The organism is Mesorhizobium sp. INR15, from assembly GCF_015500075.1.
Taxonomy (GTDB): Bacteria; Pseudomonadota; Alphaproteobacteria; order Rhizobiales; family Rhizobiaceae; genus Mesorhizobium.
Genome location: NZ_CP045496.1, coordinates 6,020,678 through 6,045,653, shown reverse-complemented (window position 1 = coordinate 6,045,653; position 24,976 = coordinate 6,020,678). Strand labels below are relative to the sequence as shown.

Here is a 24,976-nt window from a genome sequence, read left to right as displayed (position 1 = left end):
CAAGGCAGCCGAGCGTTTGCTTGCCTGCACGCCATCGCGCGGAGCCGAGTGACATGACAGACATATCTCAGCATTCGGCGGCGCGGCGCCCGCTCTCGGTGCGGTTCGGCGCGTCGGGTTCGCTGGTGCTGGCGCTTATTTTGGCGGTGCTTTGCATCGCCATCTCGATCGCCGAGCCGCAATTCTATTCCGAGGCCAACATCATCGCCATTCTGCGCCAATGCGCGTTGGTGCTGATCGTCGCCTGCGGCATGACCATGCTGATCATCACGGCCGAGGTCGATCTGTCGGTCGGCGCCTCGCTCGCCTTTGTCGGCTGCATCGGCATGTCGGTTCTGAATTCGACGCATAGTCTTGCGCTCGGCATGCTGGCGGGCCTTGCCTTTGCCGGGGCGGTTGGCCTCGCCAACGGTTTGATCGTCACCCGCCTGAAGGTGAATTCGCTGATCGCCACGATCGGCACGATGATGATGCTGCAAGGTGGCGTCTACCTCTTCACCCGCGAGGCTGTGCAGAACCATCACCAGCTGGTTGGTTTCACCGATCTCGGCGCTGGTTATGTCGGGCCGATCCCGATCCCGGTCATCTTCGCCGCGGTCATTTTCCTCCTCGCCTGGATCGCGCTGCGCTTCACGGTGCTTGGCCGGTTCATCTACGCTGTCGGCGCCAACGAGAAGGCGGTTCGCCTGTCGGGTGTCCGCTCCGAGCGGCTGAAGCTGTTCGCCTTCGTTCTCACGGGCCTCTGCGTCGGCATTGCCGGCATGATCCTGTCGTCGCTGATGAATGCGGGACAGCCAACCGCCGGACGTGGTTTCGAACTCACTGTCATCGCCGCGGTCATCCTGGGCGGAACCAGTCTGACCGGCGGCCGCGGCACTCTTTTCGGCACGCTGCTTGGCGTTCTGGTGCTGAAGGTCATCGACAACGGCATCATCATCCTCGGCTGGAACCAGGACCTGCAGATGATTGTACCGGGCGTCGTCATCATCCTGGCCACCTATCTCGACATTGTGCGGAGCAAAGCCAATGCCCGCTGACCTCAATCAAGACGCCGCCAGCAACATCGCCATCGACGCCAGCCAGCCGGCGCTCGAAATGTCCGGCATCGGCAAGCGCTTCCCGGGTGTGATGGCGCTTGAAAATGTCGACCTGACGCTTGTGCCCGGCAAGGTGCACGCGCTGATGGGGGAAAACGGCGCCGGCAAATCGACGCTGATCAAGATCATGGCGGGCGTCTACGCCAAGGATGCCGGTACGATCCGGATGCAGGGCCGTGACGTCGAGATCAAGTCGCCGCGCGACAGCCTGAAGCAAGGCATCAAGGTCGTGTTCCAGGAGATCGCGCTGATCTCGGAATTCACGGTCGCGGAAAACATCTTCCTGGAGGGCTATCCGACCGGCAAGGCAGGCTCGATCGATTGGAAGAAGATCCGCGCCGACGCGGCTGCCTTGTTCCAGCGCATCGGCTTCAATGTCGACCCGGCGGCGCGCACGGGCTCGCTGCCTGTCAGCCAGCAGCAGATGGTCGAGATTGCCCGCGCGCTGGCGCATGAAGCGCGTGTCGTCGTCATGGACGAGCCGACCTCGTCGCTGACCCCGAACGAGGTGGCGTTGCTGTTCACCGTCATCCGCAGGCTGACCGCGCTCGGCATTGCCGTCGTCTATGTCAGCCACAAGCTCGACGAGGTTTTCGAGATCGCCGACACGGTGACCGTGCTGCGCGACGGCAAGCACATTTCGACCAAACCCATCGGCGAGCACACTAACGACACGCTGATCCAGGACATGATCGGCCGGCGTATCGACAACCTATTTCCCCGTCAGCGCGGCCCGGCGGGTACGCGCGTCGCGCTTTCCGTCGAGGGTCTGTCGACGGCACGCAAATTGAAGGATGTCAGCTTCGAGGCCCGCTCCGGCGAGGTTCTGGGCTTTTTCGGCCTGATGGGCGCGGGACGCACCGAGCTTGCGAAAGCGATCGTCGGCTACGACCCGATCACCGCGGGCACGATCACGATCGATGGCCAGACCCTCTCGCCGCACGACACCACGTCGGGCGTGCGCCTCGGCATCGGCCTGCTGACGGAGGACCGCAAGAGCGAAGGCCTGATGGGCGATCTGCCCGTGTACCAGAATGCCAGCCTCGCCTCGCTGAAGCGCTTCGCCAAGATGGGCTTCGTCGACACCGCCCGGGAGCGCGCCGCGGTTCAGGACTATGTTGACCGTTTCCGGGTCAAGACGCCCAGCCTGTTCCAGCAGATCAAGAACCTGTCGGGCGGCAACCAGCAGAAGGTGCTGATCTCCCGCTGGCTCATGCGCGGACTGAAAGTCATCGTTGTCGACGAGCCGACGCGCGGCATCGATGTCGGCGCCAAGTCGGAGATATTCGCGCTCATCGACCGCCTCGCCGGCGAAGGTCTGGCGGTAGTGATGATGACCTCCGAAATGCCAGAACTGCTCGGCCTGGCCGACCGTGTCGCGGTCATGGCCGAAGGCCGCATTTCCGCGACCTTTTTGCGCGCCGACGCCACGCAGGAAAGGATCCTCAATGCCGCTATCGGGTGAGATCGCCATGTTGGCGCATGTCGGGATGCATCTCGAACAGATCGATGTTGAAGCAGAGGCGGCCAGACCATGAGCAACGCCTCGCTGTCAGCCGATCCGCATGCGCAACCGTCGCTCCTCGCGCGCCTGTTGCGGCGCCAGGAAGTGGCGCTGCTGGTTTGCCTCGTGCTGATCATCGCCTTCTTCTCCGTCACGGCGGAGAACTTCTTTTCCGTGCGCAACATCACCAATGTGCTCGGCCAGGCGTCGCTGCCGCTGATCGCCGGCACAGGCTGCGCCATCGTCTTCATTTCCGGCGAAGTCGATATTTCGATCGGCTCGCTGCTGGCGACCATTGCGCTGCCGCTAATCATCATCATGAACGACACCAACTCCCTGCTGCTCGGCATCGGCGGCGCGCTGCTGTTCGGCCTGATCATCGGTGTGGTGAACGGCTACCTCACCGCCTATGCCGGCATCAATTCGCTGATCGTGACGCTGGGCACGATGTTCATCATGCGCGGCGGCGTCTATCTCTACACCGGCCAACGCGCGATCCCGGACGACGCCAGCCTCGACAGCTTCATCGCGTTGTCGGATGGCCGGCTGTTCGACATCATCCCGTATTCGGCCGTCATCGCGATCATCCTGCTCGCCGCTTTCGCCTACATGATGCGCCATCGGCCTTTCGGTCGTCAGATCTATGCTGTCGGCGGCAATCAGGAAGTGGCGCGGCTGGCGGGCTACGATGTGCGGCGCGTCAAGTTCATCTGCTTTATCATCAGCTCGCTGCTGGCGACGGTTGCCGGCATCATCCTGGCGGCCCGTGTCGGTTCGGCGCAGCATACGGCAGGGCTCAATTTCGAGTTCCAGGTGGTCGCCGCGACCGTGCTTGGCGGGGTCAGCCTGGCCGGCGGCATCGGCAGCCTGGGCGGCATGGCGCTCGGCGTGCTGATCTTGCAGTTCCTGTCCAACGGCCTGCGCGGGCTTGGCCTGCCGACCGAATGGCAGCTGGTCATCACCGGCATGATCATCATCGCCGCGGTCGCCTTCGACGAGGCGAAACGCCGGCGCGCGACTGGAGGCTGACATGGCTCGTCTCGAAGGAAAAACCGCCGTTATCACCGGCGCCGCCGACGGCATCGGCCACGCGATCGCGCAGGCGATGGCGCGCGAGGGCGCGCATGTCTTCCTCGGCGATATCGCCGATACGGCGGGGGAAGGTTTCGCGGCGGCGCTGCGCGCGGCCGGCTACCTCGCCAACTATGTGCATTGCGACGTTTCGCAGGAGGCGGATATCGTCAGCCTCATCGGCAGCGCCGTCGAAAAGACCGGACATCTCGACGTGCTGGTCAACAACGCAGCCATCGCCATTGGCGGCATGCCGGTGCACGAGATGACCGATGAGCAATGGCACCGGCTGATATTAGTCAACCTGACCAGCGTCTTTCGTGGCTGCAAATATGCGCTGCCGCACATGATCGCGCAAAAGTCCGGCTCGATCATCAACATGGCCTCCGCGCAGGGCCACATCGGGCTGGATGGCTGGACCGCCTATGCCGGCGCCAAGGGCGCGGTGATGGCGATGACGCGGCAGATGGCGGTCGAATTCGGCCCGATGAACATCCGCGTCAATTCGATTTCGCCCGGCACCATCAACACGCCGATGAACGACAGGCTGATCAAGGAGATCGGCGGCAATCTGGCAAAAGCCTGGGTCAAGATGCATCCGCTTGGCCGTATCGGCGAGCCCTCCGAAGTGGCCGAAGCCGCCATTTATCTCGCCTCAGACGCCGCGGGCTTTACCACCGGCACCGATCTGCGCGTCGACGGCGGGCTGACCGCGGCACCGCGCTACGTCCCCGAACTGCTTTGAAAACACGAAACGAGACATGACATGAACAAGGCCCTCGAAGGCGTACGCATCCTCGATTTCAGCCATCTGCTGCAGGGGCCGTTCGCCACGCAATTGCTGGGCGACATGGGCGCCGATGTGATCAAGGTCGAGCGCGCCGGGGCCGGCGACATGTTTCGCGGCATGACCTTTTTCGCCAAATGGGTGGGCGGCTCCGAGAGCCCGAATTTCCTCGCCTGGAACCGCAACAAGCGCTCGATCGCTCTCAACCTAAAGAGCCGCAAGGTGCATGCCATCATCATGGAGATGGCGAAGACCGCCGACGTGGTGGTGCAGAATTTTCGCCCCGGCGTGCTGGCCAAGCTCGGCTATGGCTACGAGGACTTCAAGGCCGTCAATCCGCGCGTCATCTATTGCTCGGGTTCTGGCTACGGCGAGGAAGGCCCCTATGTCGAGCGCCCCGGCCAGGACATGCTGATCCAGGGGCTCGCCGGGCTGATTGCCAACACCGGCCGTGGCGACCAGGCCCCGGTTCCCGCCGGCGCCGGCCTCGCCGATCAGATCGGCGCCATGAACATGGTCTACGGCATCCTGTCGGCACTCTACTATCGCGAGAAGACTGGCAAAGGCCAGAAGATCGAGGTCAACCTGCTGGCCGGTCTGATGGCGCACCTCAACCAGGAATATGTCGCCGTGCTCAATCTCGGCGAGGACTTCGTGCGGCCCAATTCCGGCATCGGCCATCCCGGCATGCAGGCGCCGTTCGGCATCTACGAGACCAAGGACGGCGGCTACATATCGATCGCCATGAGCCCGTTCAAGACGCTCTACGAGGTGCTGGAAGCGCCACAGCTGGACGTCTACGACGACCTGAAAACCCTGTTCGACAGGCGTGACGAGGTCTTCGAGAAGGTCAATGCGGAGACCAAAAAATTCGCTACGCAGGATCTGCTGGCACGGCTGCTGGCGGTCGACATCTGGTGCGCCGAGGTGAAGGACATCCGCCGCGCGGCGGAGGACCCGCAGGTCAAGCACATGGGGATGATCACCAGCTATGATCATCCGCGCGGCGGCAAGGTGCGGGTGGTCGGGCCGGCGGTCAAGATGAGCGAGACGCCGGCGACCATCGAACGGCCGGCACCGCTGGTCGGCCAGCATGGCCGCGAGATCCTGGCCGAGTTCGGCTTCTCCAAGGACGAGATCGCGGCACTTGAGGCGTCAGGCGACATGACCGTGGACGCGGCCTGACGATGAAAGCCTACCAGACACTGACGGTCGAAACCTCGGGCCGCGTCGCGATCGTCACCTTCCGGCGCGCCGACCAGCTCAATGCCATGAACCGGCTGATGCAAGGCGAGATCACCGAGGCTTTCGAGGCGCTGTCCAGCGATGCAGGCATCGGTGCGATCGTGGTGACCGGCGAGGGGCGCGGCTTCATGGCTGGCGCCGACATCAAGGAATATGCCGCGCAGAGCGGGCCGGAGTTCGACACGTTCCAGGGCGCCGGCACCCGCATGTACGCGGCGATCGAGAACAATACGAAGCCGGTGATCGCGGCGGTCAACGGCTTCGCTCTGGGCGGCGGCATGGAACTGGTGCTGTGCTGCGACATCGTCATCGCCCACCAATTCGCCAAGCTCGGCCTGCCGGAGATCAAGCTCGGGCTGATCCCTGGCGGTGGCGGCACGCAGCGCAGCGTTGCCAGGCTTGGCCGCAACCGCGCCAACCTCTTGCTGATGACCGGCGCCATCGTGCCGGCTTCCCAATTCGTCGATGCCGGGCTGGTCAACGAAATCGTCGATGTCGACAGGTTGATGCCGCGCGCGCTGGAGCTGGCACAGATGATCGCCGCCGAGCCCGCCGCCGCTATCGAAGGCCTGAAGACGCTGACGGCGCATGCTGTGTCGGGCGATCTGGCCGAAGGTCTCGCCATGGAGCGCGATATTCTGGGCGGCCTCTACCGCAGCGAGATCGGCCAGCGGCGCGTCAGGGAGTTCGCTGACAGGAGTGCGGTCAAGAAGGCGGGTCCATGAAGGACGGCGACGACTATCGCGGATTGGGCTGGGCGCATGGTGCGCTGACTGTCCAGCGGCTTGGCGCGATGCTGGCTCCCGTTACGTTCCTGCTTGCCGATGGCCGGCAGGTCTCGCCGATGCACATCGCCCCGTGGTCGCACGAACCCGGCGCGGCAGCGCTGCCAGGAATATTGCGCAAGTTGCGTGGCGAATGGCCCTGCGTGCCCTTCGGCTACTCGGTATCCGCCGACGGATGGCCGGAGACCTGGGCGCGCGTGATGGGTCCGCCTCAGCCAGATGAAGAGGTCCATGGCCATGCCTCAAACCATGACTGGACATGGCGCGACAGCGGCAAGGGATCATTGTCGCTGTCGCTTGCCTATCCTCAGGGAAGCCCGGTCGAGTGCGTTGAACGTACGATAGTACCCGATCCTTCGGCGCCGGCCATCGACATCGAGTTCAAGGTTCTGGTTCGCCGTCCCTGCCGCTTGCCCATTGGGCTGCATCCAGTGTTCCGGCTGCCGTTGGAGACCGGCGCCGCCACGCTGGAACTCGGCCGCTTCGATCAAGGCCGCACCTATCCACACGATGTCGAGCCCGGCGCGGAGCTGTTCGCCCGCGACAGGTCATTCACCGAACTGACCAGCGTGCCGGCGCGCCCCGGCGGCGTGGCTGACGCCTCGCGCCTGCCTCTGGCCGCCGATACCGAGGAGTTGCTGCAGATTGAGGGTCTCGACGGCACGGCGGCGCTCGCCAACCACGCGGACGGCTATCGGGTAAAACTCTCGTGGCGGAAGGAACACTTCCCGAGCCTTCTGCTCTGGTACTCCAATCGCGGCCGCAAGGCAGCGCCGTGGAACGGGCGTCATGTCGCCATCGGTATCGAGCCGGTCTGCTCGCCCTTCGGGCTCGGCCCGGCGACCGCGTTGGCCGACAATCCGATCACACAATCCGGCATCGCAACGGCGCTGGAATTCTCACCCGAAACACCCTTCGTCACCCGTTACCGTATTGAGGCATCCGCGCTGTGACTGATCGCCTGGCAATGTCTCTGGTCAAACCGAACCGGCCGCGCTTCACCGATGTTGATGGGCTTGCCGCCATGGTTGGCCAGGGGGATGTCTTCGGCGTTGGCGGCCATCATTTCGCCCGGCTGCCCATCGCATTGCTGGGCGCGATCGCCAGTTCCGGCGTCGGGGACCTGCGCTACGTCTGCTGGGCCGGCGGCTTGCCGCTCGAACTGCTGCTCGAGGCGGAGGCCGTAGCGGAAATTGATCTCTGCTTTTCCAGCCTCGACATTTTTGGCCTTCCGCCGCGTTTTCGTGCCGCCGCTGAGACCGGCATGATTCAGGTCCGTGACTGGACGGCGCTGGCCATGATCCAGGCCTTGCGGGCAGCACAGCAGAACCTGCCGTCGATGCCGTTCCAGCTCCCGCAAGGGTCCGACATGCTGGCGCGCGTGCCCCGCGCGATCGCCGCGCCTGATCCCATCGGCGGGACCGTTACGGGTTTCATACCACCTCTGCGCCTTGATACATTCGTCGTCCATGCCCAGCGCGCCGATGAAAGCGGCAATGTGCAGATCATAGGCCCCCGCGCACTCGACTTCGCCATGGCGGGCGCGGCGCGCAAGGTTCTGGTCACGGTCGAGGAAATCGTCCCGGTCGGGGCGCTTCGGCAGGACGGGCGCCAGAGCATTCTTACCCGCAACCATGTTTCGGCCATAGCGCTGGCGCCGGGCGGCGCCTATCCGGCATCGTGCCTGCCATTCCATGTGACGGATTATCAGGCGTTGTCGGAGGCGTTCGCGACAAGGGAAACGCCTTTGGCGGACACTTTGCGCCTGCCGTCTGAAGGCATGCCGGATCTGCTCCGGCAAGCCGCCAAGGTCCGCGCTGAAACGGTTGTCGCCATGCCGACACTTGCGCCTGGCGAAAAGAAAGCCGCCGTCGACGAGATCATCGCCGTACGCATCGCCGCCGAACTCGGCAATGAGAGTTTTGCCAGCGCCGGCGCGGTGTCGCCGCTGGCCAATGTCGCCTACAGGCTGGCCAAGGCAACGCACGCGCCGGACATGATCATCGCGACCATGAGTTGCGGTCACCTCGACATCGCGCCAAGCCCGATGATCCTGTCACTGATCGAAAGCTTGGATTGCGAGACGGCAGTGGCGCATGCTGGTGGCGACGACACTTACTCGACCTACTACCAGGCAGGTGCTGTAACGCATGAGATCGTCGGCGCCGCGCAGGTCGATCGATGTGGCCGTGTCAACACCATCGCACTGCGCAAACCAAGCGGCGGCCTTATCCGGTTGCCCGGTCAGGGCGGCATGGCCGACGTCGCCAACATGCATCGCGACTACCTGCTCTACATTCCCCGCCATTCGGTGCAGTCCCTGGTGGATCAGGTCGAGATCGTCAGCTCCGCCCGTGGGCTCCTGACGCCCGCCGAGCGCGAGCCGATGGGCTATCGCACCGGCAGTGCACTGGTCTTCACCAATCTTTGCGTCTTTCGGCTCGATCAAACATCCCGGGAATTGACCGTCATCGAGACCATGCCCGGCGTCACGCACGAGCAGATCCGTAATGCCACCGGATTTGCAGTGACGTTCGATGCCGGTTGCAAGGAGGTCCCACTGCCTTCCGGCGATACGCTCGCTGTCCTGCGAAACCGCATCGATCCGCTGGGCCTTCGCCGTCTCGAGTTCGTCAGCGCCAAGGAGCGTGGTGCGCTCATCGCCGAGATCCTCGCGGCCGACCGCGCAGTGGTCGAAAGATGCATCGCGCTACAGCAAAGACGGGACGTCGCAAGGAGCTGATTCATGGCCAAGCCGCTGCTCGACATCTCCGCCGCGCGGGTCTTCTTCGACGGGATCTTCACCAGTCCACGCGTCGCGCATCCGGAGGGCGTGGCCGTCCACCGCGACGGGTCGGTCTGGTGCGGCACCGAAACCGGCGACCTCTTGCGGCTGGCTGCCGATGGCAGCTCGGTCGAGCGCATGGGTGGCACCGATGGCTTCCTGCTCGGCATTGCTTTCGACAGCACGGGGAACTGTTTTGCCTGCGACTTGAAGCACGCCGCGATCTTCCGCTGGGATGCCGTGACGGCTCGCATGGAACGTTTCGCTTCGGCGGGAATACGCGTGCCGAACTACCCAGTCGTCGACGAGGCCAGAGGCTGGCTCTACGTGTCGGACAGTGTTGGTGAAGACAAACGCTCGGGGATTTTCCGCTTTGACCTGAAGACAGGCGAGGGCGGCCTATGGTGCCGGGAGGCGATGTCATTTGCCAACGGCATGGCCATGGCGCCGGATGGCAACGGTCTCTACGTCGTGGAAAGCGACGCGCCATGCATCAGCTGTGTGCCGATCCTTGCCGACGGGACGGCGGGGCGGCGGCGGGTCGTCATCGAAGGCGTCCACAATGTTCCGGATGGCGTGGCTTTCGCGCCCGACGGGTCGCTGTTCATTTCATGCTACGAGCCAAGCCGGATCTATCGCTGGCGAGAAGACAGAGGCCTCGAAGTGCTGATCGAGGATCAAGCGGCGACCATTTTGGCGCATCCCACCAATATCGCCTTCAAGGGGGACAAGCTCTACACCGCCAATCTGGGACGCTGGCACATCACCGAGATTGACTTGAGCCTTCTTTAAAGGCGTCGGATATCCGTTGCGATCAGGGCGTCTTGCAGCGCCAGGTCTCTCGGCCAGCGTATTCTCATATGCGCTTTGACTTGTAGCGAAATTCGCCCGGCGTGCTCTTAAAATTGACCCGAAACACAGAGTGAAAATACTGGACGCTCTGGAATCCGACAACTCCGGCGATCTCCTTCAAGGAGAGGTCGCTCTCCTGCAGAAGTTTCTTAGCGGCATTCAGGCGGTACTGAATGAGATATTTTTTCGGTCCGACACCGACATGCAGCCTGAATAGTTTTCGAAACTGGACAAGGCTGAGCTTGCTCTCGCCGGCGAGGCTATCGACCGAGATATCCTGGCTGTAGAAATCATGGATCTTCAGCAGCGACTTGCTGATGCGATGGTCGAGATGATCGTCTCTCGGAAGCAGTTGGGCGCCATCGAGAATTTCATGGATCAGCAGGCTTTTCAAGAAGGCGCTGCCCCAGTTCTGTCCCGACTGGCTGTCGGTATTGAACACCGACACGAAGCTTCGCAATTCAGCCATATCCGCGACGGGACCACGCAGACGTCCCGTCGGCTGGACGAAGAAATTGAGCAGCGGCACTTTCCAGACATTCTTGATGTGGCAATGGACCGCAATCATGTCGAGCTCGGTGCAGCCGTCGCCCAGCTCCACCATGTGTTCGACATTGTCCCTGAGCATGATGAACTGGCCGGGCGCGGCGCTGTAGACCGTGCCTTCGCTGGTGACTTTCACCACTCCCTTGGCCGGAAACAGGAAGAAACTGTCGTTGACCCGGCGCGAAGCCAGTGACCATGGCGCGGCGATGCGCCAGTTGATCGCGGTCAGAATATCGACCTTGAACTCGCTGACTATCCATTTGATCCGCTCGCTCAGTTCGGGCGCAAGCGCTGTCGTCAATGTGTCCGGCTGTTCGCTCATGGCAGTACCCTTGGGTGCCGAAAATCGTAATGATGTGCCGTTTATCAATCTAGTCCCGGTTCCCGGGGCTCGTTAGCTTGCCGGCATCAACGAAACATCGACCGCTCTAAAACGCGACATTCATAAAACAGTCTCGAACGAACACAAGCCCGGCAATTATGCTTTACGCAACCGAAGTATATCGAAATTTATCCGGGATTGTTCGACCTCGATCGTTTGCTCGTCGCCGCGATATGCAGCTGGGAAAGTGTCCGTTCTAAATTCGCGGTGCGTCACCGGCTCGGATCGCCGCACCGCCGTGGCGTGTATTATTTTCAGAGTCGAGGACTGACAGAATGAATACTGATTTGCCGCGCTCGCATGGGCAATCCCGATGCGCGTCAGACTCGGCCAAGGCGACAGGCAACGATAGCCGCATCGACACCCATCATCATATTCTCCCCCCGCAATATGCCGCCTGGCTCGACAGCCGAGGCATCGCCGATGGAGACCGGCCGCTTCCCAAATGGAGCCTTGAGGGCGCTCTCGACCTGATGAATGAAAACGGCATTGCCGCCAGCGTTCTCTCGGTCTCGACGCCAGGCGTCTACCTCGATGCGGATGCCGATGTGCGCGGGATGGCCCGGGCGGTCAATGAGTTTGCCGCCGACATTGTCTCGAGATATCCGAAGCGGTTCGGCTTCCTTGCGACGCTGCCTTTGCCGGATCTCGATGGCGCGCTGGCCGAGACGGCCCATGCGTTCGATACGCTGCAGGCCGATGGCATTATCCTGCTCAGCAACATCGGCGGCACCTATCTTGGCGATGCATCTTGGGACCCGCTGATGGCGGAGCTGGATCGCCGTGGGGCGACAATCCTTATCCATCCCTGCGCGCTTCCCAGCGACGAAGTGCCGGGCATCCCTTCCTATGCCGCCGATTTCCTGCTCGACACGACGCGGGCGGCGATCAACATCGCAAAGTCAGGCTGCCTCGAACGCTTTCCACGCCTGCGGATAATCCTGTCACATGCCGGCGGATTCCTGCCTTACGCGGCGCAGCGCTTTGCCAATCTGTGTTCGGCCGACGGCAGCAGCGAAAGCGGCATCAACCGGTTGCGACGATTCTATTTCGATACAGCCTTGTCCAGCACGCCCTATGCGTTGCCAAGCCTGCTTTCCTTCGCGGAACCGACGCACATCACGTTCGGCAGCGACTGGCCGTTCGCGGCGAAGGAGCGCTCGGCGTATTACCGGCAACTGCTGGATGATTTCCCTTTGACCGATGAACAGCGCCACGCCATCGCCAGGGGCAATGCGCAGGCCTTGTTTCCCCGCTTTGCCTGAAGCCTGACGATGCATGGCTTTGTCTACAACGCCAATCCGGCCCGCGTGCTCTTCGGATCGGGAACGCTGGCGCAATTGCCTTCGGAGGCCCAGCGACTGGGTTTGAACCGTGTTCTGATCCTGTCGACGCCACGGCAGCGGCTAGCGGGGCAGGTGGCTGCTCTCTTGGGCGATCGCGCGGCGGGCATCTTCGCCGAAGCCGCCATGCACACGCCATTGCACACTACGCGGGCGGCAATGGCCGTGGTTGCCGATCTTCGGATCGACGGTGTTGTCGCCGTCGGCGGCGGGTCGACAATCGGCCTTGGCAAAGCCATAGCGCTTCGCACGGATCTGCCCCAGATCGTCATCCCCACCACCTATGCCGGCTCGGAAATGACATCGGTTCTCGGTGAGACGGTTGACGGCGCGAAAATCACGCAAACCGACCGCAAGATATTGCCCGAAGCCGTGATCTATGACGTCGATCTGACGCTTGCCTTGCCGACATTGATATCCGGTACCAGCGGCATCAACGCCATCGCACACGCGGTCGAGGCGCTGTATGCGCGTAACCGCAATCCGGTGGTCGACCTGATGGCCGCCGAAGGCATAGGCGCGCTGGCCAGGGCCTTGCCTCGGATTGTCGAGAAGCCCGGCGACCAGGAAGCGCGATCCCTGGCGCTATACGGCGCTTGGCTGTGCGGCATGTGCCTCGGCGCGGTCGGCATGGCGCTGCACCACAAGCTCTGCCACACACTGGGAGGCTTGCTCGGCTTGCCGCATGCGGAAACGCATACGATCGTCCTGCCGCATGCCCTTGCCTACAATGCAGGAGCGGCGCCGCAAGCCGTCGCCAAGATCGCGGCGGCACTCGGCGTCCGCGACGCCGCGCTTGGCCTCTACGACCTTGCCGGTGCTGTTGGCGCCAGGCGCGCGCTCAAGGACATCGGCATGTCGCGGCCGCATATCGAGGAGGCTGTCGGCCGCGCGCTGGAAAACCCCTACTGGAATCCGCGGCCGCTCGAACAAGACGCACTGCGCGCGCTGGTGACGAGAGCCTATGAAGGCGTTGCTCCACAGGAATAGGGCAGGCCGTCAACGAAAAGCTCGGCACGCCGAAAACTGTAATACTCCATCGTTTATCAAACTACACACGATCCCGGCCGCTTGTTACGTATCTCCAGCCCTTGTGCGGCAAGCATTTTCGGGCGCCGCACCGTGGCAGCGGCTGCGATCGATGCCCGGCGCATCCGCGCGATCAACATCAACACGCAGAGAAAGAATGGTACTGGCCGTGGGTAGTTATGGGATCCATCATGTGACGATTTTTTGCGGGCCCGCCCGTCAAAACGTCGAATTTTACACGGCCATTCTGGGGCTGCGCTTCGTCAAGAAGACCGTCAATTTCGATGACCCCGAAGTCTATCATTTCTACTATGGCGATGGCGCTGGCCAGCCCGGCACCATCATAACCTTCTTCCCTTCGCAGAAGGAGCCGGGTCGGCTCGGCGCCGGGCAAGCGCAGGAAACCACCTATCGTGTGCCGGCCAACGCAATCGACTACTGGGCCGCGCGCTTTGCCGAGAAGGGGGTGGTCCAGCAGCCGCGCTTCAAGCGTTTTGGCGAGACGGTGCTGCCCTTCCAGGATGCCGATGGCGTCAGGCTGGCACTCGTGGGTGTTCATGGGGCTGAAGCAGAGCCTGCCTTCGCCGGTGGCGATGTGCCGGAGGCGTATGCGCTGCGCGGCTTCCACGGCATCAGCCTGCTGGAGCGGGCCGCCACCCCGACCGCCGCGATCCTGAGCGGGGTGCTTGGGTTCACACCCATCGCGTTCGAGGGCAACGTGACGCGGTTCCAGGCTGGCGACACGACGCTTGGCGGCATTGTCGACATCCACGTGGACAAGGATGCTCCTGAAGGCCGCCTCGGCCCCGGCTCGATACATCACGTCGCCTTCCGTGCCGCCAATGACGCCGTCCAGGCCGAGATGGCCGGGAAACTCGCCGAGGCGCATTCCATTCCCGTCACCCAGCAGTTGAACCGGAACTACTTTCGCTCGGTCTATTTCAGCGAGCCGGGCGGAGTTCGCTTCGAGATCGCCACCGACGAGCCAGGCTTCACCGTGGACGAGCCGTCAGCGGATCTTGGCCGGAATCTGAAACTGCCGCCCTGGCTCGAAGCGCGCCGCGCCATGATCGAGGCAGTCCTGCCCGCGCTTGGCTGACGCAGGTCAACGCTCCGCGCGGCTGCCGCCAGGCGGCCGCGCTCGGCTCGATGTCTCTCCCACTCTCAGGACATGCTCATGGCCGCTCCCGAACTCTCTTTCATTCATCACTTCGAACCGGGGCCGGCTGACGCCATTCCGGTTCTGCTTCTGCATGGTACCGGCGGAGATGAGAACGCGCTGTTGCCCTTCGGCCGTCTGGTCGCACCCGGCCATGCGCTGCTGTCGCCGCGTGGAAAGGTGCTGGAGCAAGGCAAGGCGCGATATTTTCGCCGCTTCGCCGAAGGCATCCTGGACGAAGACGACGTGCGAAGGCGCGCTGGGGAGCTCGCCGATTTCGTGGCGGCGGCGCAGGCGGTCCACGATCTGCCGCCGCCCATCGCGATCGGCTTTTCCAACGGCGCCAACATCGCCGCCGCCATGCTGTTCCTGCGTCCCGCCGCGCTTGCCGGGGCGGCGTTGCTGCGGCCGATGATGCCGCTGGCGAAGCCACCCGTTTCCGATCTTGGTGGCAAGCGTGTCCTGATCGTCTCCGGCGCGGATGATCCGGTCATGCCCGCCGGCGACGATGAACGCCTGGCGCGGCAGCTGCGATTGTCCGGCGCCGTGGTTCGCACTGAGATCCTGCCCCGCGGCGGGCATGACATATGTGCCGAGGACGAGGACGTTGTCGCGGCGTGGATGGCCAGGCTGTCCCACGCGGCGTCCGGCCGATCCTGAACTGGCGCATATCCCCGGCGCGTATTCGCCCTGGGTCCGGATATGAAACCACCGGCAAACCGGATGCGGTCTTCGGTTCGCCGCCGCTGTCCGCGAGCCATGGCCTTGCGGCTGTTGACAGGCTTCCCGCAAGAGCACCGCACCCACGCACCTCGTCGTATCGTTCCTTCAGCGTTGTTCTGCGTCGCCAGCCATGGCGCGCCGGACGGGCGCTCGGTCGGCCATTCGTGGCATGTCAGAGGCGTGCCCAGCTCGCTGTCGGCGGCGCCGGCGGGGTCTTTCTCGGTGACCGTCCGTCGAGTATCGAAAACTGCAATACTCCGCCGGTTGTTGGACTATGTGCGCGCACGGCATCCTGTCACCAATGTAGCAGCACAAATCCAGCGCTCATGCGGCGTGCCGAAAGCGGCGTACCGAGGAAAGAAGCGCGGATACCAAGGGGTGGGTCTTTCAGATTTTTTCGCCTGCGATCTTGCCGGCATTCGTTCGACGGCGAAGACAACCGCCGGCTTTTCAGTTGCAATAGGGCGCCTTGCGAAGGCGCCGATGGGAGGGAAGCAGTGATTACAAGACGAACTGTTCTGGCGATTGGCGGCCTGTCCATGCTGCCATGGGTCGGCAAGCTGGCGGCGCAGGATGCCAAGAAGCCCGCGCCCGGTGGTGTCCTGCGCGTTGCCGTGTATGATGATCCGAGAAGCATTTTCTCGCCGATCGAGACCGGCGACCTCGAGCTGACCATCGGTTCGAAGATCTTCGAATCGCTGCTGCGGCTGAAGGCCGACAACACGTTCGAAGGCGTGCTGGCGGAATCCTGGAAGTACTCGCCGGACGGCAAGGAGTATGAATTCAAGCTGCGCGACAACACGCGCTTCCATGACGGGCAGCCGCTGACTTCGGAGGATATCGCGTTCTCCATCATGGAACTGGGCAAGAAGCACAACGCATTTGGCAGCACGTTGTTCGCCAATGTCATCGCCGCCGACCTGCCGGATGCCAAAACCGTGGTGTTCAAGTTGAGCAAGCCGATGCCGCCTTTCCCGTTCCTGGGTACGCTCGCCGCCTTCGCGCCGATCGCGCCCAAGCACATCTACGGCACCGGCGACATCCTGAAGAATCCCAAGAACAACACCCCGATCGGCACCGGCCCGTTCCGCTTCAAGGAATGGAACCGTGGCTCGTCGATCGTCCTCGATCGCAATCCCGACTATCGGGAAAAGTCGGAACCGTATCTGGATCAGGTCGTGTTCCGCATCATCACCGATCCCGGCGCACGCGCGGCGGCTTTCGAGGCCGACGAGGTCGATGCCGGCGTCAACAGCCCGGTCAGCAAGGCGGATCTCAAGCGTCTTGCCGAGCTTCCCTTCATTGCCATCGACGCATCCGGCAACAAGGCGACCGAAGGCGTCAACGCGATCGAAGTGAACCTGCGCCGCAAGGAACTATCCGACGTTCGCGTTCGCCGTGCCATCAGCATGTCGATCGATCGCAACTTCATCTGCAAGGCTGTCTATGAGGGCATGGCGGCCCCGGCTCATGGGCCTATCCGCTCCGACAGTTTCCTGTTCGATGCAGAGCTGCCGCAACTGGCCTTCAATGTCGAGGAGGCAAACAAGCTGCTCGACGATGCCGGCTATCCGAAAGGCGCCGACGGCTGGCGCTTCAACCTGAACATCGATCCGAACGGCGACGACCTCAACGTCATCGGCGACTACATCAAGCAGGCGCTTGCCGGCATCGGCATCAACGGGACCATCATCGTGTCCGACTATGCCACGCACAATGCCCGTATCTACACCGACTATGATTTCGACCTGTCGGTTCAGGTGATCAGCACGCTCGTCGATCCGCAAATCTCCGTCTTCGACTATTACTGGTCCAAGGCAATCAGCAAGGGACGCTGGCAGACCAACGCCACCGACTACCGCAACGAGGAAATGGACAAGGCGATCGAGGACGCGGAGTCAGCGATTGAAGCCGATCAGCGCCTCGCGGCGTTGAAACAGTTCCAGAAGATTGCCGCCCGCGACCTGCCCTTGATTCCGCTGGTCGAATACGAGAGCCACAACGTCTTCAACAAGCGGGTTCAACTGGGCTCGTTGGGCCCGGTTTGGCCGCTGCAGACCTGGGCCGATGCATGGCTTGAGAAATGACGGACGTGACTTCAACCTCCGGAGCCGTGCGCAAGCATAGGAAAACGGCTCCGCGTGCCTTGCAAGTCATAGCCAACCGGTTGGCGCAGGCGATCCCCACGATCGCCTGCGTCCTGGTTGTCAACTTCTTCCTGGTCCGGCTCATCCCTGGCGACCCTGTCGATGCCTTCGTGGCCAAGGCACAGGCCGCTGATGCGCTGTTCAAGGAAAACCTGCGGCACGAGATGGGTCTCGACCAGCCGATCTGGGTTCAGTTCGGCATCTACCTCTGGAAGATCGTGCACCTGGATTTCGGCTGGTCGTTTCAAAACTCCGCACCAGTCCTCGAGGTTATCCTGTCGCGGCTCTGGCCGACCGTATTGCTGGTTGTCGTCAGCATCGCCCTGTCCCTGATTGGCGGCGTGGTGCTGGGTGTGACCGCCGCGCGCTACTTCCTGACCTGGAAAGATCGGGCGATCGCGATCATGTCGATGATCCTCTATGCCATGCCGGCCTTCTGGATCGGGCTCAGCCTTATCGTGGTGTTCTCGGTCAAGCTGCGCCTTGTGCCGGTCGGCGGCTTTGACACGATTGGCTCCGGCAAGACCGGCTTGGCATACGCGCTCGATGTCGCACGCCACATGGTGCTGCCGGCGGTGACGCTGGGCTTGTTTTACCTCGCCGTCTACACGCGGCTGGTCAGGGCCTCCATGCTGGAACTGCTCGACAGCGACTTCGTGCGTACCGCGCGGGCGAAAGGCCTGTCGGAGAGCACGGTGCTCTGGCGGCACATGCTGCCCCACGCGCTGCTTCCCGTTCTGACCATGGTTGGCGTTCAGCTTGGGTCGCTGCTCAGCGGCGCCATTGTCATCGAAACCGTATTCAGCTGGCCCGGTCTTGGCCGGCTGACCTTTCAGGCGGCGCTGCAGCGGGACTACAACACCTTGCTCGCCATCCTGCTGATGAGCACCGTGGTGGTCGTCACCGCGAATTTGATTGTCGATCTTGTGTCCGCATGGATCGACCGGCGTATGGACGTGAACTAGATGGCGTCGTTGCGAGAGTTCTGGCGCCGTTACCGGCAAAACCCAGGCGCTGTCCTGGGCCTGATAATCGTCCTGGGAGCCATAGCGATGGCGCTCCTGGCGCCGTGGATTTTTCCGGGCGATCCGCGCCGCATTGCCGGCGCTCCCTATATCGCACCTTTTGTCACCTGGCAGTTTCCGCTGGGGACCGACCAGCTTGGGCGTGACCTCCTTGCCCAGCTTTTCTACGGCGCGCGCGTCTCGCTGCTCGTCGGCATTGTTGCTGCCCTTGGCGCCGCCCTCATCGGCTGCACCATAGGCGCGCTGGCCGGCTTCTACGGCGGGCGGCTGGGCGCGCTGCTGATGCGCGGAACCGAGATGTTCCAGACGATCCCTGATATCATGCTGGCGCTGGTGCTGGTGACCATCCTGCAAGCGTCGCTCACCAGCGTCATCATCTCGATCGCCATCGTCAGCTGGACCACCGTCGCGCGTGTGACGCGTGCCGAATTCCTGAAACTGCGCAGCCAGGATTTCGTCCTCGCCTGTATCGTCATGGGCATGCCGAGTTGGCGCATCATCGTCAGCCAGATTTTCCCCAACGTGCTGCCGCCGATCATGGTGATGACCTCGATCATCGCCGCCGGCGCCATCCTGGCAGAATCGTCACTGTCGTTTCTCGGGCTTGGCGACCCGAACTCGGTCAGCTGGGGCATGATGACCGGCGTCGGGCGAAGTGTCTTCCGAAACGCCTGGTATGTGTCGGGCATTCCCGGACTGGCAATCCTGATCGCCGTTCTCGGCATAAACCTTGTGTCGGACGGATTGAACGATGCTCTTAATCCCAAGCGGCGGGAGCGCTGAGATGGCGATCCTGAGAGTTGAAGACCTGGCGGTGAAGTTCAGGACCAGTCACGGCGCCGTGTGCGCCGTGGACGGCCTGAGCTTCGAAATCGCCGCCGGCGAAACCCTGGCTGTCGTCGGCGAATCCGGATCAGGCAAGTCGGTAACGGCGCTGGCGATCATGCGGCTGCTGCCGAGGCAGACCGGCGTCGGCATTTCCGGCCAGATCCGTCTGGGCGACAGGAACCTCACCGCGCTTTCGGAAGCCGAGATGCAGGACGTGCGCGGCAATCAGGTATCGATGGTGTTCCAGGAGCCGATGACCTCGCTCAACCCGCTGATGCGGGTTGGCGAACAGATCCAGGAAAGCATCCGTCACCACCAGAAGATTTCCGCCGCCGCCAGTCGCCGGCGCGCCATCGAACTGCTTGACCAGGTTCGTATCGCCGACCCGCATCGCCGCATCGACGAATTTCCGCACACGCTCTCAGGCGGCATGCGCCAGCGGGTGATGATCGCCATGGCGCTTGCCTGTGAGCCGAAACTGCTGATCGCCGACGAACCGACGACGGCGCTCGACGTCACCGTTCAGGCACAGATTCTCGAACTGCTGGCCAATCTGCGCGAGACCATGGGCATGGCGATGCTGCTGATCACGCACGACCTGTCGATCGTGGCCGATACCGCCGACCGTACCCTGGTCATGTATGCAGGCCGCATGGTCGAGCAGGCGCCGACCGGCGATCTGCTCGCCCGGCCCACCCACCCCTACACGAAGGGGTTGATGGGATCGTTGCCTAAGGCGCGGCAGCCAGGCCAGCCGCGCCAGCGCCTGACGGAAATCCCCGGCACGGTGCCGCCCCTGCACGCGCTGCCCGCCGGCTGTTCGTTCGCGCAACGATGCCATCTCGCGGCCGAGATTTGCGGTGTCGACCGGCCGGTTGCGCATGCGGTGGCGCGAGAGCGGCTGGCCGCATGCCATTTTGCCAAGTTGGAGGCCCTATGACCCCGCTGCTTTCGGTCGAGGACCTTCACAAGCATTTTCCCGATCGTATCGGCGCGTTGCGCGCCGTCGATGGCGTCTCATTCTCGATCCGTCCGGGCGAAACACTTGGGCTGGTCGGTGAGTCCGGATGCGGTAAGTCCACGGTTGGGCGGACCATTTTGCGGCTCTACAAGCCGACCAGTGGCCGCATCGTCCTGGACGGCAAGGACATAGCGTCCTTGCCGGAAAGCGAGTTGCGGCCGCTGCGACGTGACATCCAGATTGTGTTCCAGGACCCTTACGGCAGCCTCAACCCGCGATCCAAGATCGGCCGGATTCTCGAAGAGCCGCTGATTGTCTGGGGCAAGGGGCGCGGCGGCCAGCGCCGGGACTATGTTGTTTCCCTGCTTGAAAAGGTGGGGCTGAGGGCGGACGCCGTGGACAGATACCCGCATGAGCTGTCAGGCGGGCAACGGCAGCGCGTGGGCATCGCACGCGCGCTCGCGCTCGACCCGAAGCTGATCGTCTGCGACGAAGCCGTCTCGGCTCTCGATGTGTCGGTGCGCGCCCAGATCATCAATCTGCTTGTCGACCTGCAGCAGACGATGGGGATTTCATATCTGTTCATCTCGCACGACCTGGCGGTCGTCGAGCACATATCCGACCGTGTCGCCGTCATGTATCTCGGGCGCATCGTCGAGACGGCCAGCGCAGACGACCTCTGGGCGAACCCGGTTCACCCCTATACGCGGGCGCTGTTTGACGCATCGCCAAAGATACTCGCGCCCGGCGAGCGCAAGCGCAACTTGCTCGAAGGCGATTTGCCCAGCCCCGTCAATCCGCCGGATGGCTGCCGGTTCAATACGCGCTGTCCTTTCGCGACGAAAATATGCCGGGAGGTCGAGCCGCCGGACTGGCAAGCTTCGCCCGGACATTCGGTTTCTTGCCATCACGCCGAGGCTCTGTCCGAGGCTGGGCCATTCACCACGCACACGCACAGCGATCGCATTCCAAAAGGGAAGAGGCATGACAACGCATCCGTTATCTGACGTGCAGATGAACGCCGCCATGAAAGCACAGACAGAGGCGCAGTACGCGGTTCACTTCGCCAACCGCGAACTGGTGAGGCGCGACTGGCGCGACCCTGTCTATGTCGCGGCGCGTCAGGCGCTGGAGAGCGTCAATGTCGATCTCTACAAGGCGAAATGGCAACTCGGCAGGATGGACGGCACCTATGCCGACTTCGCCTTGCCATTGGATCCGGCCGACAATCTGGCTGCCACATGCGAGGTGTTCCAGAGCATTGTCGAGGCCGCCAACAGGATCGCCGATGCCTGCCGCAACGATGAGGTTGTCGCCGCCAGTCCGCCCGCTGTCTCCAGGCGGCCAGGCACCGAAACAAACTTCTCCGACGATATCCCGCTGGTTCCGGCCATCTGCCCGGTGGTGGTCCTGCAAGGCTCGAACCGCGACATGGGACGCCAGTATGCGCAGCAGGTGATCGAGATCTATGGCAACTGGGTTTTCGCGCGGCAGGCCGAGCGGGTGCTGACCGAAGCCGAGCTTGTCGAGATGCGCAAGTGGGAAGCCGAGCTGCGGCGCTATATGCCGGAAGTGCTAGACTTCGTGCAGGGCTGGGCCGACGGAGCGACGGCGGCTGGAGCAACGATCGCTTACGACAACGTGCTGGCGATCTGGACCGGCACGCGACCATTCTCGAAGGAGATACGGCCGTTCGCTTTTGCCGATTCCGACAAGGTCAACGACAAGACGATAGCGGCCTATCTGGGCGTCGGAACCGAAGCCGGCCAGCCAAGAGGCGAGATCACCGACATGTGCAGCGGCGTCTGTGCCTGGGGCGGCGCGACGACGGATGGAAAGCTGGTGGCCGCCGCCACGACGGACCATGACTGCACCTTCCAGGCGACGATTGTCGCGTTTCCGGACCAGGGCAACAATTTCATCTACACGCCCTTTTCGGTGAAGGGATCGATCCCGGTGATCGGTCGCGATTTCATGGGCGGTCATCCCGGCATGAACAGCAAGGGTGTCGCCTACGTCCACCACGGCGGCGCCAGCACCGGCGAGCCGCGTGACCAATGGGGCTACGGCGTTCGCAGGGGACCGGCGACCTTCCACACGCTGCAGTTTGCCAACACGGCCGTGGAAGCGCGCGACATGCAGCTGTCCTGGCCGGTGGGCGATGCCGGCATCACGCTTGGAACGGCGGGCGGAATGTATGCCGACAGCACGCATGCCTTCAGTTTCGAGGCGCGCAGCGGAAGCCCCGACAAGCCCAACCCGATCATTCGTGAGGCGACATACGATGCCTTGGGCAAGCCGCACGACTTTCTTTACGCGAACAACAATGCGCTCAGTCCGCGCTCTGCGCATCTCAACGCGGCGCCGGCCTATGGCTACCAGTATTCGCTGGCCGGCGGCTGGTTCACCTTCGACCCCAAGGTCATCTACGAAGAGCCCGGCGGCATCGCGATCCGGCGGCTGCTGACCAAGGAGAGCGAGGGCCGGAACCGCTTCCACTACCGCATCATGATGGAAGGCTATGGCCGGGTCGACTTCGACTACCTTACGGCGCTCTACCGCACCAGCGGCGAAATCCCGGCCGGTGATTTCAAGGATGTCAGCGCCCGTTGGGACGCTGGCGAACAGTGGAATTGCTCGCCGGCGCATCGATCGATCGCCAGCACCTTCGTCATCCGGCCTGACGCCGAAAACACCGGGACTTACCAGGCATGCATTGGGCCTGCCGAGCGCAGCCTCAATTGCCGCGACCCGGGCCATGGCTACTACTACTATGACGAGACGAACGCGTTCTGGGAGCTGACGCTGGCGGCGTCGCCTGAAGAGGTATCAGCGCTCGCCAGGAACAAGGCCAAAGCCCATGTCGAGGCGGCAACGGAGGCGCTGCGAGGCTTCGATGGCTGCCAGTCGGGCAGGGCGGAACTTCAACGCCTGCTGAGATCGGCCGAGGTTGAACTGACCGAGGCCGGCGGACATCAGCCCGATCAGGATGTCAGCGATGCCCGGCTTGCGGCGCTCGCGCGAAGCGTTCGTGCTTCGACGCGCTCGCAGGTGCGGGCAAGGCAAGTGAGCGAAGCGGTCACCCGGCCCAAGGGGCTCGACGTGGCAAAGGCCTGATCACCGGGCTCGCGGGCATCCCCTATTTCGTTCGGCGTGTCCGAACCAACTGTTGCGTTCCCCAAGAGCGACTGGCGGCCTTGTCTGACAAGGCCGCTATTTTTTTTGCAAGCATAAGCGCAGCGGAATCCAGGCAACGTCTTACCAACCGGGAGTGCCGGCTCCCGCCGTTCGCAGAGTATCGAAAAGTGCAATACTCTGTCGGTTGTCGGACTATTTGCCGCCCCTTCTGCCTGCCACCAATGAACCGTCAATAAAACAGCGCTCACGGGGGCGTTCTCAAGCAGAGTCTTGAGATGTTGGAAAAAGAAGCGCGATTTCTTCAAAGCTATTTTCAGATTTTTGCTGCCGATCGACCGCTTTCCTTGCTGGAGGCGCGGGGAGGTTTTGTCGTTGGCAGACAGCGAACATGTTCATTCCAATTCTTGACTGGGGGTCACTATGCCTATCAACAAACTGCTTCTTTGCTCCGCTGCGGCACTTGTCGCGGCAACCGGCGCGCGCGCCGCCGACGCTGTCGTCGCCGCCGAACCGGAGCCGGCTGAATATGTCAGAATCTGCGACGTTTATGGCACGGGCTATTTCTACATTCCCGGCACCGAAACCTGCCTGCGTATTGGCGGCAGCGTCCGCTACACGATCGCCGCGGGCAACGTCGGGACATTCGATGCGGTGAACCATGTCCCCGACCAGATGGGCGACGGCACGCATGGCACGTGGAAAAAGGAAGCGCGCTTCGAGATCGACACGGATACCGCTCAGGAGACCGAACTCGGCGCCTTGAAAACTTTCACCATGACCCGCTTCTATTTCGGCAACAGCGGCGGCGACTATTCGGACCAGAAGCCGGCAAATTCAGGCCGGAACAACTGGCAGGCCCGCGACAAGGACATCACCTTGAACGCGGCCTGGATCCAACTCGGCGGTTTGCGCGTCGGCAAGGACGATTCCGCTTTCGATTCGTTCGTCGGCTATGCCGGCGATGTTATCCAGGACACGTTGATCCCTTGGGGCGGCTACGACACCAACCTCGTCCAGTACAATTTCGACGCCGGCAACGGCCTGGCGGCGGTGATCTCGCTGGAAGAGGGCTCCGACGACGGTTCCGGTGACAATACGATCGACAGCTACGTGCCCAATGTCGTTGGCGGCGTGAAGTACACGCAGGCCTGGGGCGGGATTGCAGCTGTCGGCGCCTATGACAGCAACTTCGAGGAGTGGACCGGCAAGGTTCGGCTGGACGTCAATGCCACGCAAAGCCTGTCGCTGTTCATCATGGCCGGCTACGGCACGGATGAGCACACTGCGACCGGCCGCAATTTCTTCAAGGAATGGGGTGGCAACTGGGCGGTCTGGGGCGGCGGCACCTACAAGATCAATGAGAAAGCCTCGTTCAACACGCAGCTTTCCTATGACGCCGAACAGAATTTCGGCGCAGCCGCCAACATCAGGTACATGCTGGTGCCGGGTCTGAAGGTCACGGCCGAGATCGACTATTTCAACCGCGGCGCGAAGGACACCTACAACTGGACCGGCGCGGCCAAGAAGAGCGCTGTGGGCGGCGTGCTTCGCTTCCAGCGGTCGTTCTGA

The 24,976-nt window shown here is 62.8% G+C and carries 22 protein-coding genes; 21 read left to right on the top strand and 1 reads right to left on the bottom strand.

The features are described 5' to 3' along the window. Window positions 1–53: 53 nt before the first annotated feature. The 9 genes from GA829_RS29490 (at window position 54) to GA829_RS29450 (ending at window position 10,066) form a co-directional block, all read left to right on the top strand. The gene (locus GA829_RS29490) at window positions 54–1,037 is read left to right on the top strand and encodes an ABC transporter permease (RefSeq protein ID WP_195176066.1); all 984 of its coding nucleotides are present in this window, start codon (window positions 54–56) and stop codon (window positions 1,035–1,037) included. Continuing rightward, window positions 1,027–2,562, top strand: a complete 1,536-nt coding sequence (locus tag GA829_RS29485; protein ID WP_195176065.1) for a sugar ABC transporter ATP-binding protein — start codon at window positions 1,027–1,029, stop codon at window positions 2,560–2,562. The genes GA829_RS29490 and GA829_RS29485 overlap by 11 nt, the downstream gene beginning before the upstream one ends. 69 nt (window positions 2,563–2,631) lie before the next feature. After that, the gene (locus GA829_RS29480) at window positions 2,632–3,630 is read left to right on the top strand and encodes an ABC transporter permease (protein WP_195176064.1); all 999 of its coding nucleotides are present in this window, start codon (window positions 2,632–2,634) and stop codon (window positions 3,628–3,630) included. Window position 3,631: 1 nt separating this feature from the next. Further along, entirely contained in the window at window positions 3,632–4,417 is a 786-nt protein-coding gene (locus GA829_RS29475) for an SDR family NAD(P)-dependent oxidoreductase (protein ID WP_195176063.1), read from the top strand. Window positions 4,418–4,438: 21 nt separating this feature from the next. Further along, entirely contained in the window at window positions 4,439–5,644 is a 1,206-nt protein-coding gene (locus GA829_RS29470; protein ID WP_195176062.1) for a CaiB/BaiF CoA transferase family protein, read from the top strand. Between the two features lie 2 nt (window positions 5,645–5,646). After that, window positions 5,647–6,429: an enoyl-CoA hydratase/isomerase family protein gene (locus GA829_RS29465; protein WP_195176061.1), complete on the top strand. Its 783-nt coding sequence runs from the start codon at window positions 5,647–5,649 to the stop codon at window positions 6,427–6,429. Continuing rightward, window positions 6,426–7,442 (top strand): hypothetical protein, encoded by a 1,017-nt coding sequence (locus GA829_RS29460; RefSeq protein WP_195176060.1) that lies wholly within the window; start codon window positions 6,426–6,428, stop codon window positions 7,440–7,442. The genes GA829_RS29465 and GA829_RS29460 overlap by 4 nt, the downstream gene beginning before the upstream one ends. Before the next feature lie 14 nt (window positions 7,443–7,456). Continuing rightward, window positions 7,457–9,232: a CoA-transferase gene (locus GA829_RS29455; protein WP_195176059.1), complete on the top strand. Its 1,776-nt coding sequence runs from the start codon at window positions 7,457–7,459 to the stop codon at window positions 9,230–9,232. A 3-nt stretch (window positions 9,233–9,235) separates the two neighbouring features. Further along, window positions 9,236–10,066: an SMP-30/gluconolactonase/LRE family protein gene (locus tag GA829_RS29450; protein ID WP_195176058.1), complete on the top strand. Its 831-nt coding sequence runs from the start codon at window positions 9,236–9,238 to the stop codon at window positions 10,064–10,066. Window positions 10,067–10,130: 64 nt separating this feature from the next. Here the strand turns inward: GA829_RS29450 and GA829_RS29445 are convergent, their stop codons facing one another. Then, entirely contained in the window at window positions 10,131–10,994 is an 864-nt protein-coding gene (locus GA829_RS29445; RefSeq protein ID WP_195176057.1) for a helix-turn-helix domain-containing protein, read from the bottom strand. A gap of 335 nt (window positions 10,995–11,329) precedes the next feature. Between GA829_RS29445 and GA829_RS29440 the strand changes: the two genes are divergently transcribed. From GA829_RS29440 to GA829_RS29385, 12 genes are all read left to right on the top strand, one after another. After that, window positions 11,330–12,319 (top strand): amidohydrolase family protein, encoded by a 990-nt coding sequence (locus tag GA829_RS29440; RefSeq protein WP_195176056.1) that lies wholly within the window; start codon window positions 11,330–11,332, stop codon window positions 12,317–12,319. A gap of 9 nt (window positions 12,320–12,328) precedes the next feature. Next, a complete protein-coding gene (locus GA829_RS29435) occupies window positions 12,329–13,387 on the top strand; it encodes a maleylacetate reductase (protein WP_195176055.1) in 1,059 nt (352 codons plus the stop codon). A 196-nt stretch (window positions 13,388–13,583) separates the two neighbouring features. Then, on the top strand, window positions 13,584–14,525 hold the full coding sequence (locus GA829_RS29430; protein WP_195176054.1) for a ring-cleaving dioxygenase: 942 nt from the start codon (window positions 13,584–13,586) through the stop codon (window positions 14,523–14,525). Window positions 14,526–14,603: 78 nt separating this feature from the next. Further along, window positions 14,604–15,245, top strand: a complete 642-nt coding sequence (locus GA829_RS29425) for an alpha/beta hydrolase (protein WP_195176053.1) — start codon at window positions 14,604–14,606, stop codon at window positions 15,243–15,245. 105 nt (window positions 15,246–15,350) lie between these two features. Then, window positions 15,351–15,809, top strand: a complete 459-nt coding sequence (locus GA829_RS29420; RefSeq protein WP_195176052.1) for a hypothetical protein — start codon at window positions 15,351–15,353, stop codon at window positions 15,807–15,809. Next, window positions 15,806–17,395, top strand: a complete 1,590-nt coding sequence (locus GA829_RS29415; protein ID WP_195176051.1) for an ABC transporter substrate-binding protein — start codon at window positions 15,806–15,808, stop codon at window positions 17,393–17,395. The genes GA829_RS29420 and GA829_RS29415 overlap by 4 nt, the downstream gene beginning before the upstream one ends. Beyond that, entirely contained in the window at window positions 17,392–18,420 is a 1,029-nt protein-coding gene (locus tag GA829_RS29410) for an ABC transporter permease (RefSeq protein WP_195176050.1), read from the top strand. Before GA829_RS29415 ends, GA829_RS29410 begins: the two co-directional genes overlap by 4 nt. Window positions 18,421–18,429: 9 nt before the next feature. Beyond that, window positions 18,430–19,263: an ABC transporter permease gene (locus GA829_RS29405; protein WP_195179860.1), complete on the top strand. Its 834-nt coding sequence runs from the start codon at window positions 18,430–18,432 to the stop codon at window positions 19,261–19,263. Window position 19,264: 1 nt separating this feature from the next. Further along, window positions 19,265–20,248: an ABC transporter ATP-binding protein gene (locus tag GA829_RS29400; RefSeq protein WP_195176049.1), complete on the top strand. Its 984-nt coding sequence runs from the start codon at window positions 19,265–19,267 to the stop codon at window positions 20,246–20,248. Next, entirely contained in the window at window positions 20,245–21,276 is a 1,032-nt protein-coding gene (locus GA829_RS29395) for an ABC transporter ATP-binding protein (protein WP_195176048.1), read from the top strand. Before GA829_RS29400 ends, GA829_RS29395 begins: the two co-directional genes overlap by 4 nt. A 19-nt stretch (window positions 21,277–21,295) precedes the next feature. Next, entirely contained in the window at window positions 21,296–23,386 is a 2,091-nt protein-coding gene (locus GA829_RS29390; protein WP_195176047.1) for a C45 family peptidase, read from the top strand. A 441-nt stretch (window positions 23,387–23,827) separates the two neighbouring features. Further along, complete coding sequence (locus GA829_RS29385; protein WP_195176046.1) at window positions 23,828–24,976, top strand: porin; 1,149 nt, start codon at window positions 23,828–23,830, stop codon at window positions 24,974–24,976.

Excerpts from the sequence above, each read along its gene's own strand:
- GA829_RS29490 (WP_195176066.1), top strand. The coding sequence starts at position 54 with ATGACAGACATATCTCAGCATTCGGCGGCGCGGCGCCCGCTCTCGGTG.
- GA829_RS29485 (WP_195176065.1), top strand. The coding sequence starts at position 1,027 with ATGCCCGCTGACCTCAATCAAGACGCCGCCAGCAACATCGCCATCGAC.
- GA829_RS29480 (WP_195176064.1), top strand. The coding sequence starts at position 2,632 with ATGAGCAACGCCTCGCTGTCAGCCGATCCGCATGCGCAACCGTCGCTC.
- GA829_RS29475 (WP_195176063.1), top strand. The coding sequence starts at position 3,632 with ATGGCTCGTCTCGAAGGAAAAACCGCCGTTATCACCGGCGCCGCCGAC.
- GA829_RS29470 (WP_195176062.1), top strand. The coding sequence starts at position 4,439 with ATGAACAAGGCCCTCGAAGGCGTACGCATCCTCGATTTCAGCCATCTG.
- GA829_RS29465 (WP_195176061.1), top strand. The coding sequence starts at position 5,647 with ATGAAAGCCTACCAGACACTGACGGTCGAAACCTCGGGCCGCGTCGCG.
- GA829_RS29460 (WP_195176060.1), top strand. The coding sequence starts at position 6,426 with ATGAAGGACGGCGACGACTATCGCGGATTGGGCTGGGCGCATGGTGCG.
- GA829_RS29455 (WP_195176059.1), top strand. The coding sequence starts at position 7,457 with ATGTCTCTGGTCAAACCGAACCGGCCGCGCTTCACCGATGTTGATGGG.
- GA829_RS29450 (WP_195176058.1), top strand. The coding sequence starts at position 9,236 with ATGGCCAAGCCGCTGCTCGACATCTCCGCCGCGCGGGTCTTCTTCGAC.
- GA829_RS29445 (WP_195176057.1), bottom strand. The coding sequence starts at position 10,994 with ATGAGCGAACAGCCGGACACATTGACGACAGCGCTTGCGCCCGAACTG.
- GA829_RS29440 (WP_195176056.1), top strand. The coding sequence starts at position 11,330 with ATGAATACTGATTTGCCGCGCTCGCATGGGCAATCCCGATGCGCGTCA.
- GA829_RS29435 (WP_195176055.1), top strand. The coding sequence starts at position 12,329 with ATGCATGGCTTTGTCTACAACGCCAATCCGGCCCGCGTGCTCTTCGGA.
- GA829_RS29430 (WP_195176054.1), top strand. The coding sequence starts at position 13,584 with ATGGTACTGGCCGTGGGTAGTTATGGGATCCATCATGTGACGATTTTT.
- GA829_RS29425 (WP_195176053.1), top strand. The coding sequence starts at position 14,604 with ATGGCCGCTCCCGAACTCTCTTTCATTCATCACTTCGAACCGGGGCCG.
- GA829_RS29410 (WP_195176050.1), top strand. The coding sequence starts at position 17,392 with ATGACGGACGTGACTTCAACCTCCGGAGCCGTGCGCAAGCATAGGAAA.
- GA829_RS29400 (WP_195176049.1), top strand. The coding sequence starts at position 19,265 with ATGGCGATCCTGAGAGTTGAAGACCTGGCGGTGAAGTTCAGGACCAGT.
- GA829_RS29395 (WP_195176048.1), top strand. The coding sequence starts at position 20,245 with ATGACCCCGCTGCTTTCGGTCGAGGACCTTCACAAGCATTTTCCCGAT.
- GA829_RS29390 (WP_195176047.1), top strand. The coding sequence starts at position 21,296 with ATGAAAGCACAGACAGAGGCGCAGTACGCGGTTCACTTCGCCAACCGC.
- GA829_RS29385 (WP_195176046.1), top strand. The coding sequence starts at position 23,828 with ATGCCTATCAACAAACTGCTTCTTTGCTCCGCTGCGGCACTTGTCGCG.